At 44.7% G+C, this 16,643-nt stretch carries 13 protein-coding genes; 11 read left to right on the plus strand and 2 right to left on the minus strand.

Annotated elements, in window-relative coordinates; all coding sequences use genetic code 11:
• The first annotated feature begins 45 nt into the window (after positions 1-45).
• On the plus strand, positions 46-525 hold the full coding sequence (locus tag QF117_RS19705; RefSeq protein ID WP_282387767.1) for a tRNA (cytidine(34)-2'-O)-methyltransferase: 480 nt from the start codon (positions 46-48) through the stop codon (positions 523-525).
• A gap of 141 nt (positions 526-666) precedes the next feature.
• Here QF117_RS19705 and QF117_RS19710 read toward each other — a convergent pair whose 3' ends face one another.
• A complete protein-coding gene (locus QF117_RS19710) occupies positions 667-1,182 on the minus strand; it encodes an FxsA family protein (RefSeq protein ID WP_282387768.1) in 516 nt (171 codons plus the stop codon).
• A 339-nt stretch (positions 1,183-1,521) separates the two neighbouring features.
• Here QF117_RS19710 and aspA point away from each other — a divergent pair, with 339 nt between their 5' ends.
• The 10 genes from aspA to QF117_RS19760 all read left to right on the plus strand — a co-directional run bounded on the left by aspA (position 1,522) and on the right by QF117_RS19760 (position 14,639).
• A complete protein-coding gene (gene aspA, locus QF117_RS19715; protein WP_017035721.1) occupies positions 1,522-2,973 on the plus strand; it encodes an aspartate ammonia-lyase in 1,452 nt (483 codons plus the stop codon).
• A gap of 162 nt (positions 2,974-3,135) precedes the next feature.
• Positions 3,136-4,443 carry an anaerobic C4-dicarboxylate transporter gene (locus tag QF117_RS19720; protein WP_017035720.1) on the plus strand — a complete coding sequence of 436 codons (1,308 nt, stop codon included), beginning with the start codon at positions 3,136-3,138 and terminating at the stop codon, positions 4,441-4,443.
• Positions 4,444-4,959: 516 nt separating this feature from the next.
• The gene (locus tag QF117_RS19725; protein ID WP_282387771.1) at positions 4,960-6,408 is read left to right on the plus strand and encodes a YfcC family protein; all 1,449 of its coding nucleotides are present in this window, start codon (positions 4,960-4,962) and stop codon (positions 6,406-6,408) included.
• A 707-nt stretch (positions 6,409-7,115) separates the two neighbouring features.
• Positions 7,116-8,336 carry an arginine deiminase gene (gene arcA, locus QF117_RS19730; protein ID WP_282387773.1) on the plus strand — a complete coding sequence of 407 codons (1,221 nt, stop codon included), beginning with the start codon at positions 7,116-7,118 and terminating at the stop codon, positions 8,334-8,336.
• A gap of 57 nt (positions 8,337-8,393) precedes the next feature.
• Positions 8,394-9,305, plus strand: coding sequence for a carbamate kinase (gene arcC, locus QF117_RS19735; RefSeq protein WP_282387774.1), 912 nt, complete (start codon positions 8,394-8,396; stop codon positions 9,303-9,305).
• 110 nt (positions 9,306-9,415) lie between these two features.
• Positions 9,416-10,426, plus strand: coding sequence for an ornithine carbamoyltransferase (locus QF117_RS19740; RefSeq protein ID WP_282387775.1), 1,011 nt, complete (start codon positions 9,416-9,418; stop codon positions 10,424-10,426).
• A gap of 369 nt (positions 10,427-10,795) precedes the next feature.
• Positions 10,796-11,284: an arginine repressor gene (locus QF117_RS19745; RefSeq protein ID WP_282387777.1), complete on the plus strand. Its 489-nt coding sequence runs from the start codon at positions 10,796-10,798 to the stop codon at positions 11,282-11,284.
• Between the two features lie 193 nt (positions 11,285-11,477).
• Positions 11,478-13,340, plus strand: a complete 1,863-nt coding sequence (locus tag QF117_RS19750) for a protein-disulfide reductase DsbD (RefSeq protein WP_282387779.1) — start codon at positions 11,478-11,480, stop codon at positions 13,338-13,340.
• Between the two features lie 128 nt (positions 13,341-13,468).
• A complete protein-coding gene (locus QF117_RS19755; protein WP_282387780.1) occupies positions 13,469-13,819 on the plus strand; it encodes an antibiotic biosynthesis monooxygenase in 351 nt (116 codons plus the stop codon).
• Between the two features lie 190 nt (positions 13,820-14,009).
• Complete coding sequence (locus tag QF117_RS19760) at positions 14,010-14,639, plus strand: response regulator transcription factor (RefSeq protein WP_282387781.1); 630 nt, start codon at positions 14,010-14,012, stop codon at positions 14,637-14,639.
• A gap of 51 nt (positions 14,640-14,690) precedes the next feature.
• Here the strand turns inward: QF117_RS19760 and QF117_RS19765 are convergent, their stop codons facing one another.
• Positions 14,691-16,424 (minus strand): potassium/proton antiporter, encoded by a 1,734-nt coding sequence (locus tag QF117_RS19765; protein WP_282387782.1) that lies wholly within the window; start codon positions 16,422-16,424, stop codon positions 14,691-14,693.
• Positions 16,425-16,643: the final 219 nt, after the last annotated feature.

Raw genomic sequence — 16,643 nt, forward strand, 5'->3', positions numbered from 1 at the left:
GCCTTATACTCGATGGCTAGACTTCTAAATACAGATATATTCAGCATGTTTGATATAGCGCTTTTTGAGCCAGAAATTGCCCCTAATACCGGGAACATCATCCGTTTAAGTGCAAACTGTGGGGCGAACTTACACCTCATTGAACCTCTCGGATTTGACCTCGATGAGAAAAAAGTTCGCCGAGCAGGGCTGGATTATCATGATCTCGCACGCGTTAAACGCCACAAAGACTACGACGCTTTTCTTGCTTATTTAGAGAGCGAACGTCACGGTCAATACCGTATTTTTGCGTGCACGACGAAAACAACAGGTCACCATGTTGACGCTGCGTTTACTCAAGGTGATGTTTTACTCTTTGGGCCTGAAACCCGCGGTCTTCCCGCCGACGTCATCGAAAGCTTGCCAATGGAGCAGCGTCTTCGAATTCCAATGATGCCCGATGCGAGAAGTTTAAACCTATCAAATGCTGTGGCAATTATCGCGTTTGAAGCGTGGCGACAGATGGGCTTCGATGGCGCAGTATAATATCAATCGCAGTCAATAACGGGTCCCCCTAGCTTGTTAAATTACTCGATAGCTGCGTTAGATTTTTTGCTTATAGAATCATAAAAACCGCAAAGGCAGCCCAAGAGCTGCCTTTCGTTTTGTCTCAAGCCTTAACAGCCGCTAATTAAGCCTGTTCTTGTCTTGATCCTCTTTTTTCTCATACTCCCCCTCAAACGTACTGCCATTCGAGTCAGAGTTGAATGGGTCGCGATGAAAAGGGTCTTGTTCGAATGGGTTCTGCCCAAATGAGTGAGCACCAAACCCCGCGCCGCCAACGGATTTCACCACCATTTTACTCATCAGATACTTGGCAATGATTCCTCTAGGTGCTGGTAGCAACACAAGCATACCAAACGCATCCGTCATGAACCCTGGCGTCAGTAACAATACGCCAGCAACCGCCAGCATAACGCCTTCAAAAATTGCCTGAGCAGGCAACTCACCTTGATTTAAGCGGCCTTGTACCGTTCTTAATGTTTGCAAGCCTTGGCTACGTACCAGTGAGGCACCAACGAAAGCAGTAACGAGCACTAAGCCGATCGTCGTCCATAAACCAAGCAGATCACCGACTTGGATAAATAACGCAATCTCAATGATCGGCACAAAAATAAATAGTAATAGTAAGATAGGAAACACACGCACTCCTTGGTTGAATTCAGTGTACGCGTAAAAGCCTCATTAGCTCAAATTAATCCTGTAAAAATCTGTTTTATTCGCTATTTTCATTCCGACCACACGCAATTCTATGGCCTATTTATTTGCCCTAGATCATCAATCATTTGAATGATGATTGCCCCCACTTAAATTTTCATAAAAAGGTGATCAAGTTACTATTTTTATGTCTCTAGTTCAGTATGATGTGCCACAGACGTTAGGGAAGATTTCCTAACCCACAATTCTGAAGAAGGGATTCTTAATACGCAGAGTTGGGGAATATTTTATTACTCTCAATAATAATTCTCTAAGGATCCCGTTATGGCTACTCTACCAAGTACGTCAAAAGCCGTTAATCAAGCTACTCGAATCGAAGAAGATCTTCTAGGTCAGCGTCATGTCCCTGCTGACGCGTACTATGGCATTCACACTCTGCGCGCAATTGAAAATTTCAACATCTCAAATTCAACGATCTCTGATGTGCCTGAATTCATTCGCGGCATGGTCATGACGAAAAAAGCCGCTGCACTCGCCAACAACGAACTGGGCGTATTACCAAAAGATGTCGCCCGTCATATTATTCAAGCGTGTGACGTCATCCTAGACACAGGCAAGTGCATGGATCAATTTCCATCGGATGTTTTCCAAGGTGGTGCGGGTACTTCGGTGAACATGAACACCAACGAAGTCATCGCGAATGTCGCATTAGAATTAATGGGCAAAGAAAAAGGTCAATACGAGTTCATTAATCCAAATGACCACGTGAATAAAAGCCAATCCACCAACTGCGCCTACCCTACGGGGTTTCGTATTTCCGTGTTTAATAGCGTTCACAAACTGATTGATGCCATTGAATACTTAAAAGGTGCCTTTGATTTAAAAAGCAAAGAATTTGAAAGCATCTTGAAAATGGGCCGAACTCAGCTTCAAGACGCCGTACCAATGACCGTAGGGCAAGAATTCCACGCCTGGTCTGTTACCTTGAATGAAGAGATTCGTGCACTCGAATACACATCAAAACTCTTACTTGAAGTGAACCTTGGTGCGACTGCTATCGGTACTGGTCTTAATGCTGTTGAAGGCTACCAAGAGCTTGCAGTTAAACATTTAGCCGCAGTAACAGGCCACGAATGCGTACAAGCGGAAGACTTGATTGAAGCCACGTCTGACTGTGGCGCTTATGTAATGACGCACGGTGCGCTGAAGCGTCTTGCGGTAAAACTGTCTAAGATTTGTAATGACCTTCGCTTACTTTCCTCTGGCCCGCGTACTGGCTTGAATGAACTAAACCTTCCAGAACTTCAGGCTGGCTCTTCCATCATGCCTGCAAAAGTGAATCCAGTGGTGCCGGAAGTCGTCAACCAAGTCTGTTTTAAAGTGCTGGGTAACGACAACACTATCTCGTTTGCTGCAGAAGGCGGACAACTGCAGCTGAATGTCATGGAACCGGTTATCGCCCAAAGCATGTTTGAGTCACTCGATATCCTAACCAATGCGTGTGTGAACCTTCGTGATAAGTGTATCGACGGCATCACAGTGAACAAAGAAGTGTGTGAAGGGTACGTGTTTAACTCTATTGGTATCGTGACCTACTTAAACCCATACATTGGTCACCACGAAGGTGATATTGTCGGTAAAATTTGTGCCGAAACCGGCAAGAGTGTGCGCGAAGTCGTTCTAGAACGCGGGTTATTAACCGAAGAAGAGCTCGATGATATCTTCTCAACAGAAAATCTCATGCGACCTCAATATAAAGGTAAGCGGTACGAGTAACCCCATGATGGCCCCAAACGGGGCCTTTTTGTCTTTTTATACAATGAGCTTCAGCTCTTATACATCTTCTTTTACTTAATACAAAAAATATCCATTTGAGTGGCCTAGGCTTCAATACTGAACTGTCGGCCACTGAACATAAAAATATAAAGAGGTCACATTATGATCGCGGTTGAACTATTCGTTGTCTTATTCTTTATCTTTATCGGGGCCCGGATCGGCGGGATCGGTATTGGTTTTGCCGGGGGTGCGGGTGTTATTGCGCTCTCATTGATATTAGGCGTACCAACCAGTCAGAGTTTTATACCGGTTGATGTTATTTTGATCATCATGTCGGTGATTACGGCCATTGCGGCGATGCAAGTCGCTGGGGGTATGGACTGGTTGGTTCAAATCGCTGAGAATTTTCTTAGAAAGCACCCAGAACGCATTACGTTTTATGCCCCGATTGTGACGTTTTTTATGACGCTACTGGCAGGAACAGGACACACTGCGTTCTCTACCCTACCTGTCATCGCAGAAGTGGCTAAAGGACAAGGCGTTCGTCCTTCACGACCACTGTCTATTGCTGTTGTCGCATCACAAATTGCGATTACCGCATCACCTATTTCAGCTGCCGTTGTTGCCTTTGCCGCTATGTTGGCTCCATTTGGTGTCGATTATCTGACCCTGCTTGCTGTCTGTATTCCAACCACATTCATTGCTTGTATGGTCGGCGCATTTGTTTCGAACTTCATGGGCTGTGAACTCAAAGATGATCCTATCTACCAAGAGCGTCTTGCAAAAGGGCTAATTAAGCTATCCAACAACGAGAAACGAGAAATCTTACCCACAGCAAAACGGGCCACCTATATTTTCCTCGGAGCGATACTCTTTGTGGTTTGCTACGCGGCGGCCATTTCAAGCTCAATTGGCTTGATTGAAAATCCGGCTTTAGGCCGAAACGAAGCGATCATGAGTGTGATGCTTGCTGCTGCTGCTGCCATCGTGATGTTCACTAAAATTGACGCATCTAAGATCCCTGCGGCTGCCACGTTTCGTTCAGGTATGACAGCGTGTGTGTGTGTATTAGGCGTTGCATGGCTTGGGTCAACGTTTGTTAATGCCCATGTTGACGGTATTAAAGATGTCGCAGGTGCGTTACTGGCCGATTACCCGTGGATGCTCGCATTAGTTTTATTCTTTGCGTCAATGCTGCTTTACTCTCAAGGAGCAACGACGGTCGCTCTTATGCCAGCTGCACTTGCTATTGGTGTTGCACCACTAACCGCAGTGGCCTCGTTTGCTGCGGTGAGCGCTTTGTTTGTACTGCCAACCTACCCAACCCTACTGGCTGCGGTTGAGATGGATGACACGGGATCGACACGAATTGGTAAGTACGTATTTAACCATCCGTTCTTTATCCCTGGTGTCGCGACCATTACAACGGCTGTGGCTCTCGGATTTACACTGGGCGGTCTTCTTATCTAACTGAGGTTTATTACTCAGCGGTGATTTAACACCAACAAAAAAGAAAAGGGAGCATCGGCTCTCTTTTCTATTTCTCAAAGACGATAATTTGACCACAATCAATTTATCGTTCAATAATTAATTAAATCCCTATTTTAAGACTCTGAATAAATTTCCGTCACGGCTAATTTTAATTAACAACGCCCTTACCTTGCCAACCCTGTTAGAAAAATCATCGAATATTAATCCAAAATTACTAAAGAAATACCCTCAAGTATTTTAAAGTTTAATTCTAGCTATTTTTCATCCCCTTATTTTTGTGAACAAACACAAAGTTAATGAATAAGCCCAAGCATAGAATAATGACAGATATCGAGCCAAATAATAACGAACGATAAGGTCAACCCCAACAAGTTGACTATAGATAAATCTATAATTATTCATTTTATCTGTGTGATTGTACTTCGTACTGGTCACCATTACTTATTAGTCGCTGATTCACATCTATTTTATTCCAATAGATGTAAGGAGATTGCTATGACAACTCAGACTTTGCCAACAGAAAACAAAAAGGGTAGCTTCTTTGCTAATTTTAAGTTTCCCTCCGCTTACACCATTCTATTCATTCTTATTGCACTCGTCGCCCTATTAACTTGGATTGTTCCTGCCGGTCAATATGACCGAGTGATGAACGATGATTTAGGACGGGAAGTCCCCGTAACAGGGACCTATCAACCCGTTGAAGGGAATCCGCAAGGCGTGATTGATGTACTGCTTGCACCAATCGATGGCTTTTACGATCATGAAAGCTATGAAGCAGCGGCTATCGACGTCTCTCTGTTCATTCTCATTATTGGTGGCTTTCTGGGGCTCGTGACCAAAACCGGTGCCATCGATGCCGGTATTGAGCGTGTTACGGCACGTTTAGAGGGCCGAGAAGAGCTGATGATCCCCATACTGATGGCGCTGTTTGCCGCAGGAGGCACGGTGTATGGAATGGCTGAGGAATCCCTACCGTTTTACACCTTGCTCGTCCCTGTCATGATGGCGGCACGTTTTGATCCTTTAGTCGCAGCGGCAACAGTGCTGCTTGGCGCTGGTATTGGCGTGCTGGGTTCAACCATCAACCCATTTGCCACTGTTATCGCTGCCAATGCTTCTTCGATTCCCTTTACCGAAGGCATCGTGTTGCGCATAGCCATGCTGGTCATTGGTTGGGTTATCTGTGTCGCATATGTCATGCGTTACGCAAAAATGGTTCAGGCCGATCAAACCAAATCACTTGTTTATGACAAATATGAAGAAAATAAGGCTCACTTCCTCGGTAATACTAACGGTGAGAAACTGGAATTCACCTTAACACGTAAGCTAATCCTCACCATCTTTGGTGCATCTTTCGGGGTCATGATTTACGGTGTTTCTGTTGCTGGCTGGTGGATGGCTGAGATTTCGGCCATGTTCCTCGCTTCTACCATCATCATTGGTATTGTTGCCCGAATGAGTGAAGAGGAATTTACTTCTAGCTTCATCGATGGAGCACGCGATTTATTAGGCGTAGCACTCATCATCGGTATTGCTCGGGGTATTGTGGTGGTGATGGATCGTGGGATGATCACTGACACGATTCTGTATTCAGCCGAACAAATGGTGACAGGGCTCTCGTCAGTCGTCTTTATTAATGTCATGTTTTTCTTAGAAATACTGCTCTCTTTCTTGGTACCTTCCACTTCAGGGCTTGCCGTATTAACCATGCCCATTATGGCCCCATTAGCCGACTTTGCCGGGGTGGGTCGTGATCTCGTGATCACAGCATATCAGTCAGCCTCTGGGTTAGTTAACTTGATTACTCCAACCTCTGCGGTAGTCATGGGAGGGCTAGCCATCGCACGGGTACCGTATGTGCGCTGGGTGAAATGGGTGATGCCATTAATCGGTATCTTGACTGTATTTTGTATGGTGGTACTGAGCATAGGTGCGCTTCTATAAGCAATCGAACCATACTTTCCCGTCTGTCTCATTTAAGCCACTGTCCAGTGGCTTTTTTGTCTCTCTTGTTTATGAAATAAACGGTCACTTGCAAATAATCTTCCATTTTAAAATAACTTTCCACTTTAAAATAATCTTTCACTTCAAAATAAAAAGTCACTTTCTGTCGTTTTTTATATCAATGAACACTTCATGGTTAATTACTATAAATAATGTAGGCATTAGATAGACTAATAAAACCGTATCGCTATATAAAACACCCCCTTTAAATGAATGTGATCTATATTAATTAATTACAATAAAAACCGTTAACAAACACCGTATAAAAACAAAAATAATAACTATAAGTATAAAAAAAACGAATATTTACACATTGATCTTTTATCTGTCACGTAAAAATTAGAGCATAATATTCCCGAACAATAATCAATCTATAAGTAAATTATATCTTTAGTGCATAAAATTCCAGAAATAGTGACATATCACACAGACCAGTTATAGATTAAAAAATGCATATAAATTGTTAAATATAATAAAAAACAAGGGGGAGTAATACCAATTAATTTGTGATTAACCTCTAAGAAAGCCCACTGAACCTGAGTAATATAAATAATATAGAAAGAGAGAAAATTGAAATATCCAACCCTTACCTTCTGACAATAAATATTGCATAAATAGCAATAGTTAATTAATAGAGAGATACGATCATGAGTAAGTTCTATGTAGGTTCTGAAATAGGTCAATTACGTCGCGTGCTCATTCATCGCCCTAGACGGGCACTCACTCACCTTACCCCTTCAAATTGTCACGACCTGCTGTTTGATGACGTGCTTGCCGTTGAACGCGCAGGAGAAGAGCATGATGCCTTTGCTCAAACTCTAAAAAGTCAGGGCGTTGAAGTGCTTTTGCTGACTCAACTTCTCGCGGAGACACTGAATGTCGCAGAAGCGAAAGATTGGCTTCTTAATACGCAGATATCCAACTATCGCTATGGCCCTACGTTCGCTAACGATGTGCGCTGCTACTTAGGAGATTTACCTCATCTGGAACTGGCCAAAATCTTAACGGGTGGCTTGTCCTTCTCTGAGTTACCAATGACATCGTCTTCTATGCTGCAATCCATGCACAAGCCAACCGATTTCATTATTGATCCACTGCCGAACCACCTATTCACGCGAGACACCTCTTGTTGGGTTTACGGGGGCGTTTCCATTAATCCTATGGCCAAACTTGCTCGCCAGCGTGAAACCAATCATCTTCGTGCAATCTACCGCTGGCACCCAACCTTCGCAGGCGAAGATTTTATCAACTATTACGGCGATGAAGAAAAATCCTATGACCGCTCAACCATTGAGGGGGGCGATGTTCTCGTCATCGGCAAAGGCGCCGTATTAATTGGCATGTCTGAACGTACTACGGCTCAAGGCGTTGAACAGCTGGCATCAAGCCTGTTTGGGCACGGCCAAGCAAAACAAGTGATCGCATTAGAACTTCCACAGGATCGCTCTTGTATGCACCTTGATACGGTCATGACCCACATGCGCGAAGATACTTTCTCTATCTACCCGAATGTCATTCCAGATAACGTCAACTGCTGGAGTTTAACGGGCAATGAATCAGGAGCAGTAAAAGCAACCCAGCAAGATTCTTACATGCACACCATTGCTCAAGCGCTAGAGGTCGACAAGTTGAATCTCATCACCACTGGTGGCAACAGCTTTGAAGCCGAACGTGAGCAGTGGAATGACGCCAATAACGTACTGACGGTGAAGCCCGGCGTGGTCATTGGTTACGAACGCAACACTTACACGAACGAGAAATACGATAAGGCTGGAATTACCGTATTACCCATTCCAGGGGATGAGCTTGGCCGTGGCCGTGGGGGCGCTCGTTGCATGAGTTGTCCGATTGAACGCGATGGCATCTAACCTTCGATGATAACGGCCGGTAGTGATCTGTCGGCCAAGCAGATAAAGAGAAAAATTATGACTAAAAAAACCGTTGTCGTCGCACTGGGTGGTAATGCTCTTCTTCGCCGTGGTGAGCCATTGGAAGCCGAAGTTCAGCGCCACAATATTGAAACCGCCGTCAAAACGATTTCTGAAATTGCCAAGGATTATCAAGTCGTGCTTGTGCATGGCAATGGCCCACAGGTCGGGCTTTTGGCACTGCAAGGTTTGGAATACAAAGCGGTTAGCCCTTATCCGCTGGATGTGTTGGGCAGTGAAACTCAAGGCATGATCGGATACATGTTGATGCAGGAATTTAAGAATCACCTGCCTGATCGAAATATCTCGTGCATGCTGACCCAAATGACGGTCGATCCCAACGATCCAGCCTTTTCTGATCCAACCAAGCCAATTGGACCGATTTATGAGGAAGCAGAGGCTCGCGAGTTGGCGGAAAAGTATCATTGGACCGTCAAACCTGATGGACAACACTTTCGACGTGTGGTCCCTAGCCCTCAACCGACAGGCATCGTTGAACACCAAGCGATCACCAAATTAATTGATGAAGGGCACTTAGTCATCTGCACCGGTGGTGGCGGTATTCCGGTAAAAAAAGTGGATGGGAAGCTAGTGGGAGTGGAAGCCGTCATTGATAAAGACATGTCAGCGGCTTATCTCGCCAAACAGTTAGAAGCCGATGCCTTACTGATTCTCACCGACACTGATGCGGTTTACCTGGATTGGGGGAAGCCTACCCAACACGCTCTGCGCAGCACGACCCCGAGTGAGCTTGCAAAATACCAGTTTGATGCCGGTTCGATGGGGCCAAAAATTGAAGCATCTTGTGAGTTTATTAAGCAGGGAGGCAAAGTCGTCGGTATCGGTGCGTTAGAAGACGGCTTACAGATCCTACAAGGCACTGCGGGCACCAATATAGTTCGCGAGTAACCGTTAAATAAACCAAGACATAATAATCAGCATCAGTAATCACAATAATCGCTGCGCGGCTTAATTCTTCATCTGACATTAAGCCACGCATCAAACAGAAGGAATACATCATGGCTTTTAATCTACGTAACCGTAATTTTCTAAAACTTCTCGATTTTACTCCGCGTGAAATCCAGCACTTGCTTGACCTTTCTGCTGAACTTAAAAAAGCAAAATACAACGGCTACGAACAACCGCGACTCACCGGTAAAAACATTGCTCTGATCTTTGAAAAAAGCTCGACACGCACTCGGTGCGCCTTTGAAGTGGCCGCCTTTGACCAAGGTGCTCAAGTCTCTTACTTGGGGCCTTCAGGTTCGCAAATAGGCCATAAAGAGTCGATGAAAGATACCGCGCGCGTTCTTGGGCGTATGTACGATGGAATAGAATACCGCGGCTTTGGCCAAGAGATCGTCGAAGAACTGGGGGCTCATGCGGGTGTGCCTGTTTGGAATGGTTTAACAGACGAGTTTCACCCAACACAGATCTTGGCGGATTTCTTAACCATGATAGAACACGGGCGGGGCAAACAATTGCACGAAATTAAGTTTGCCTACCTCGGAGATGCTCGCAATAACATGGGAAATTCACTGTTGGTTGGCGCGGCAAAAATGGGCATGGACATCCGTCTCGTTGCTCCTAAACAGTTCTGGCCAGAAGAACAGCTCCTGGCAACATGCCAAGATATCGCCAAAGAAACGAATGCAAAGATCACCTTAACCGAGGACGTTCAAGAAGGCATACAAGGTTGCGATTACCTTTACACCGATGTTTGGGTTTCTATGGGCGAAGCAAAAGAAGCTTGGGCTGAGCGTATCAACCTTATGCTCCCTTACCAGGTCAACATGAATATGCTCAAAGCTACAGGCAATCCTCATGTGAAATTCATGCATTGCCTTCCTGCGTTTCATGGTGAAGATACGACGGTTGGAAAACAGCTTGCTGCCGACTACCCGATTCTAAAAGACGGGGTGGAAGTGACCAATGAAGTGATTGAATCAGACCATTCCATTGTCTTCGATGAAGCAGAAAATAGAATGCACACGATAAAAGCCGTTATGGTGGCGACATTAGGCCGTTAATTGTAAAAAATTCAGGATTATCCAGATACTCGCTTTACTGGATAATCCTGCATGTATTAACACTGTCAGCATCACTGAATCACGATAAAACAAAGGCATCCCGCCACCTCTCTGGATATTTATTCACTGAGATGGATGTTCAATGAGTTTTGGATTAAAAAACCAAACACAAAGCCATTACTAGTTATTTACTTTGGTGATCCCCTTCAAATAGCGAGTTTTAATTCAATGATACACTCGTATCGATAATAACAATAAATAACACAATGCCATTTAGGCCATCAATATAACGAGTACTCTAAGGATTTAGGAGTACACAAAGCGCTAAGGACTGGCGATATTTTGAACCTCCATAAAAAGGAGTTGATTGTGAACGACACCTTAGAGCATGAATCCTTGTGTTCCGCAGAAGACAAAACGTTAACTGCCGCTTGTAAACGCTTACTGCAACAGCAAAGTTTCGCCACGCAAAATGATTTGCGCTTAAAACTCATCGACATTGGTTTTGAGGGTATCAGCCAATCCACCGTCTCACGCTTGCTCTCCAATTTAGGGGTAGTAAAAGTACAAAATGCCTGTGGAAAAAAGGTTTACTGCATCACGGTAGAAAGCGCCCCTGTCCGCGTGGAATCATCCATTGCCTCCCAAATTGAAGTCATCACCCATAACCAGTCCATGGTTGTGGTCAAAACCCATCCAGGCAGCGCGCAATTGGTCGCTAGACTGGTGGACATTGATCCACATACTGAAATCTTGGGGACAGTCGGAGGCAACGATACGGTACTCATCATTCCTAAAAATGTGGACAATATTGATGCTTGTGAAGCCATCGTCAGAGCCCGTTTGGGGGTGAAGTAGCCACCAAATTTGTCTCGCTGGTTCTCTACCCACGGCGCGCTATCGACTTCACAAAATCGATGTTACAAGCCTTTCATTAGTCTGTTTATCTCGGCTAGTGAAAGGCTTGTTTCATTGTCGATGAAACTTAATGCCCCTCAAACCTGTCTGATTAAGGTAAGATTACTCATCCTTAATTTAGAAGACGGTTTGTATGCGTTTATTTGCTTTGGTTTCTGCTCTCTTTTTATCGCTGTCAGCGCTTCCCGCCCACGCGTTATTTTCAGATAACTCAGATTCGTTATTCACACCATCGAATAACAATACGTTTGTTCCGGTAGATGAAGCCTTTCCATTTAATCACTACCAACAAGATGCAAACCTCTTTCTTGATTGGCAGGTAAAATCCGATTACTACCTGTACCAAAATCGCATTTCGATTAGTGGTGAAAATGTCACTCTTGGCGACATCAATATGCGTCAGGGTGAACCCTATGAAGATGAGTTTTTCGGTAAGGTCAACATTTATACCGAGCCTCTTCTAGTCACGATTCCTTTGTTCGATTACCAAGACAATGCTCGTATCATTGTTCAATATCAAGGGTGCGCAAAAGCCGGGTTCTGCTATCCTCCAGAAACACGCATAATTAACCTTGATGCCTTTGCTGCGCCTGCACCTACGGCAGACAATTCAGGTTCGACAAGCCACACATCACCATCAAATAATGCATCACCATCGGATTCAGCCGAAACCTTAGACAAACAAACCTTATCGACGGGCACGAATACAGAGACAAAACCCACTGATAGCCCAGTTTCCAATGATAATACCCTAGCCAATCATCTTGCCGAGAACTGGTGGACCCCTCTTTTGTTTCTCGCGCTTGGTGTGGGCCTAGCTTTTACACCTTGCGTACTGCCGATGTACCCAATACTCACGAGTATCGTGCTGGGCAGTGGTAAACTCAGCCACTCTCGCGCCCTTGGTTTGTCGTTCCTTTATGTTCAAGGTATGGCCCTTACTTACACGTTGCTCGGTTTAGTGGTTGCGTCTGCTGGCCTGCAGTTCCAAGCAGCGATGCAACATCCTTATGTTTTGATCGGATTAAGTGCATTGTTTGTTGCCCTCGCTGCATCTATGTTTGGGCTGTATAGCTTGCAACTTCCAAGTAGCATGCAAACGTGGCTAAGCAATTTAAATAACAAGCAAAAAGGGGGCAGTAGCCTGGGCGTTTTTGCAATGGGTGCAATATCTGGTCTTGTCTGCTCTCCGTGCACAACGGCACCACTCTCTGGCGCATTACTGTATGTTGCGCAAAGTGGCGATCTATTAACGGGGGGCGTTGCTCTTTATGCCCTTGCGATGGGAATGGGCATCCCGCTGATGCTGGCCGCTGTATTTGGCAATAAATTACTGCCTAAAGCAGGTGGATGGATGGATGTGGTTAAAACTCTCTTTGGGTTTATTTTGCTCGCCGCGCCCATTTTCTTGCTTGAACGTATCTTGCCGCCAATTTGGGCAACGTCACTCTGGTCATTGCTAGGATTAGTTGCCTTTGGCTGGCTATATCACATCAAGAATAAACTGCCCTTTGGTGGTTGGAAGCAAAGTGCCGTTGGTATTGTCGCGGTACTGGGGCTGTTTGCCTCCGCTCAGCCCGCGCTCAATTATTGGTTTAACCCTCAGGCGAACGTGAGCCAATCGACAATCGAGTTCATTCCCGTCAAGAGCGTGAGTGAGCTTGAAGCCCAACTCGCCATTGCCAAAAAAAATCATCAACCTGTCATGCTCGATTTCTACGCAGACTGGTGCGTGGCTTGTAAAGAGTTTGAAAAGTACACCTTCCATCAACCCGATGTAGAAGCTCAACTACAACGCTTTGTTTTGCTTCAAGCTGATGTCACCAGAAATCAACCAGAAGACATTAGGCTACTCCAGCACCTGAATGTACTGGGATTGCCAACCATTGAGTTTTGGGACGCATCCGGAGCGCGGATTCCAAGTGCAAGATTGACTGGATTTATGGAAGCAGGACCATTTTTATCGCATATTTCGACCTTGCTGGATGATCAATAGCTCCTATTATCCAGCACCTTTAGAGCATTGATAATATTGAGCATTTGATAAAAACGGGCATTTAAAAATCATAAGTATCGGATAAAAACACGTTCAACAACAACTGGCTAATAATTTAAGGAATGATCATGTCTAAAAAAGTGTATGTATTGGCTCAATTCAAGCCAAAACCAGGCAAAGAAGCCGAACTGTTTGAAGTATTAAAAGCACTAGAACCCGATGCATATCGTGAAGAAGGCTGTATTCAATACACGCTAACGCGTCAGATTGATCACCCAAGCGCAACACGCACGGATTTCCCTATTGTGTTTAACGAAATCTGGGCAGATAAAGAAAGTTGGTCTGCTCACGGACGCCGTAAACAGATTCAGCATTTCTTTGAAACTCAGGTTCAAGCTGAAACTGGGTTAGTTGCGGATGCTGTTGTAACCGCGTACAGCGATGAAGCTGAAGACTACGACGCGCCTATTTTTGAATAGCGATGGGCTTTGAATAGCGATGAGTCGCTAGCAAAAGATTCATTGCACTCAATAAATGAAAGAGTTAGGCAGAGATAACCTAACTCTTTCACATTTTAAGAAGAAAAATTAGGCAATCACTTGTTATCAGTTGTCACACCCCTCTCAAGTAGTGATACTAAATTAACTTTTCCTAATAAGTGCAACCCGTATGGAACCAACCTATTCCATTATCATTGCAGATGATCATCCGTTATTTCGCAATGCATTGTTTCAGTCTGTTCACATGGCAGTCAGTGGCGCAAATTTACTTGAAGCCGATTCGCTGGATGCGTTGCTGAACTTATTAAAGAAAGAAGAGGAACCAGACTTACTGCTACTTGACCTCAAAATGCCAGGCGCTAATGGTATGTCAGGGCTGATTCATCTTAGAGCTGAATACCCCGATCTTCCGATTGTGGTGGTTTCAGCAAGTGAAGAAGCTTCGGTAGTGAGCCAGGTAAAAAGCCATGGGGCGTTTGGTTTCATACCCAAGTCAAGTGACATGCGTGAACTGATCAGCGCGGTCAATCAAGTTCTCAATGGTGACCCTTTCTTCCCTGAAGGCTTAATCACCAATAATGCAGCTTGCTTAGATTTAGCAGAAAAATTGGCGACACTGACACCTCAGCAATACAAGGTTTTGGGTATGCTTTCTGACGGATTGCTAAACAAACAAATAGCCTATGAGCTTAATGTTTCCGAAGCGACCATTAAAGCGCATATGACGGCTATCTTTCGTAAGCTCAATGTGAAAAACCGCACTCAGGCGGTCATTCTACTGCAAGAATCTCACGCCTAATGTTCGCAGTTGTATGCTCATTTTACGCATGCATATCATTAGGCGAAGTTGCTATTCTTCCTCTTCGGTCTCTGGCAGGCATAAACCCAGTTTCACCACTTCATGATCCTGAATTTCAGCAATAACCCAATGCAGCCCAGCCCAGTCAAAGCTATCGCCTAATACTGGGTATTGGCCGAGCTCTTGCTGTACTACCTGCTTAAGAGTGCTGGTATCTGCATACTCAGAAGCTTCAATACCATAATGTTCCGCCACATGAGATAACAATGTATCGGCTGCTAAGAAGAAGTCACCAAAGAAACGTTTCGCCTCATCCTCAACGGGTGCCACACTAAACAGTTCGCTTAACGCATCTAAATTCTTATCTTGACCTAACACGCATAAGGTATCTTCCGCTTTTAACTGAGTGCTTCCGCTAGGGTGAAGAAGCTGATTATCACGAAATACAGCGGTAACTCGAGTACCTTCAGGCATAGCCAAGCGTTTCAGAGGTTCACCCACACACCATTTTTCTGGTTTGAGTTTATAAATGAACATCTCCCATTCGCTCGTTGGGAATATTTCAATACCGGTTCTGGATATCGGTGTTGGCTTCGGTGGTAAGGTGACTTGAGCCAATACTGCGGCTTTCATTAAGCTGCCTCCTTGCACTGTTAACGACACCATAACGACGAAGAAAGCAATATTAAAATAGAGTTGAGCATTGGGTAAACCTGCCATCATGGGGAATACCGCAAGGATGATAGGAACGGCGCCACGCAAACCGACCCAAGAGACAAACCAACGCTCTCGCGTGTTAAAGCTTTTAAATGGTAACAACCCGACCCAAACCGAGATTGGACGAGCGAAAACAATCATACTAAACGCCAGGGCTAGAGCTGGGAGCATAATATCAAGTAAAGTGGAAGGCGTGACGAGTAAGCCTAGAACTAAGAACATCACTATTTGGCTAAGCCATGTCATGCCATCTAATACACTTAAAATAGAATGACGCGAGCATGTGGGTTTATTGCCGATAAGCAAACCCACCAAATAGATAGATAAAATGCCGCTGCCGCCAAGACTGTTTGATAATGCAAACAGGGCGACACCACCACTTAAAACCAAAATAGAGTATAAGCCTTCCGGTAACTGTATTCGATTTACGAGTGACCAAAGTAACCAACCACCTACGCCACCAACAAGCGCACCAACACCAAACTGCAAAGCAAAACTGGATAAAAGGAAACTGACGCCCAGATCAGTACCTGGGTTGGCTAACACTGCAATAAGAGTGACCGTGAGGAAAACGGCCATCGGGTCATTGGTTCCTGACTCTATCTCTAAAGTTGCACCAACACGGTCATTCAAGCTTTGCCCTTTCAACAAAGAAAATACCGCCGCCGCATCGGTAGAACCAACAATTGCGCCAACAAGAATCCCTTGAATTAAAGTGAGGTCAAACAACCAAGCCGCCATTAATCCCGTTAACGTCGCCGTCATTGCTACGCCGATGGTCGCTAAAGAGAGTGAAGGCCAAAACGCGACTTTGAAACTAGAGACTTTGGTTCTCATTCCCCCATCAAGCAAAATCACAGCCAGAGCTAAATTACTCACAAGGTAAGTGAGCGAGTAATCGTCAAAATTGATCCCACCAGGCCCATCTTCTCCAGCAAGCATGCCAACGAAAAGAAAAATGACCAGAATAGGAATACCAAGCTTGGAAGAGGCTCGGGTAAGCACAACACTCAGTGCTATCAACGCTGCACCCGTAAGAAACAAACTATTTATTGTTTGGACGTCCAATCAACTCCCCTTACTACTAAAAACATCGACTATGGAATGGCTAAAATACAGATTTATAGCTTACCAAAATACGCAATCGCATGACTATCAATGTGGTATTTTACACATTATCTTGTTCCATAATGGCAAATTAATGACTCTATTTGTCTAATATCTTGATAAAAAATGAACAAACCTTAGACCTTTGGCTAAATTAACATCACCTTAACATCACACTTT

The organism is Vibrio sp. YMD68, from assembly GCF_029958905.1.
In the GTDB taxonomy this organism is placed as follows: Bacteria; Pseudomonadota; Gammaproteobacteria; order Enterobacterales; family Vibrionaceae; genus Vibrio.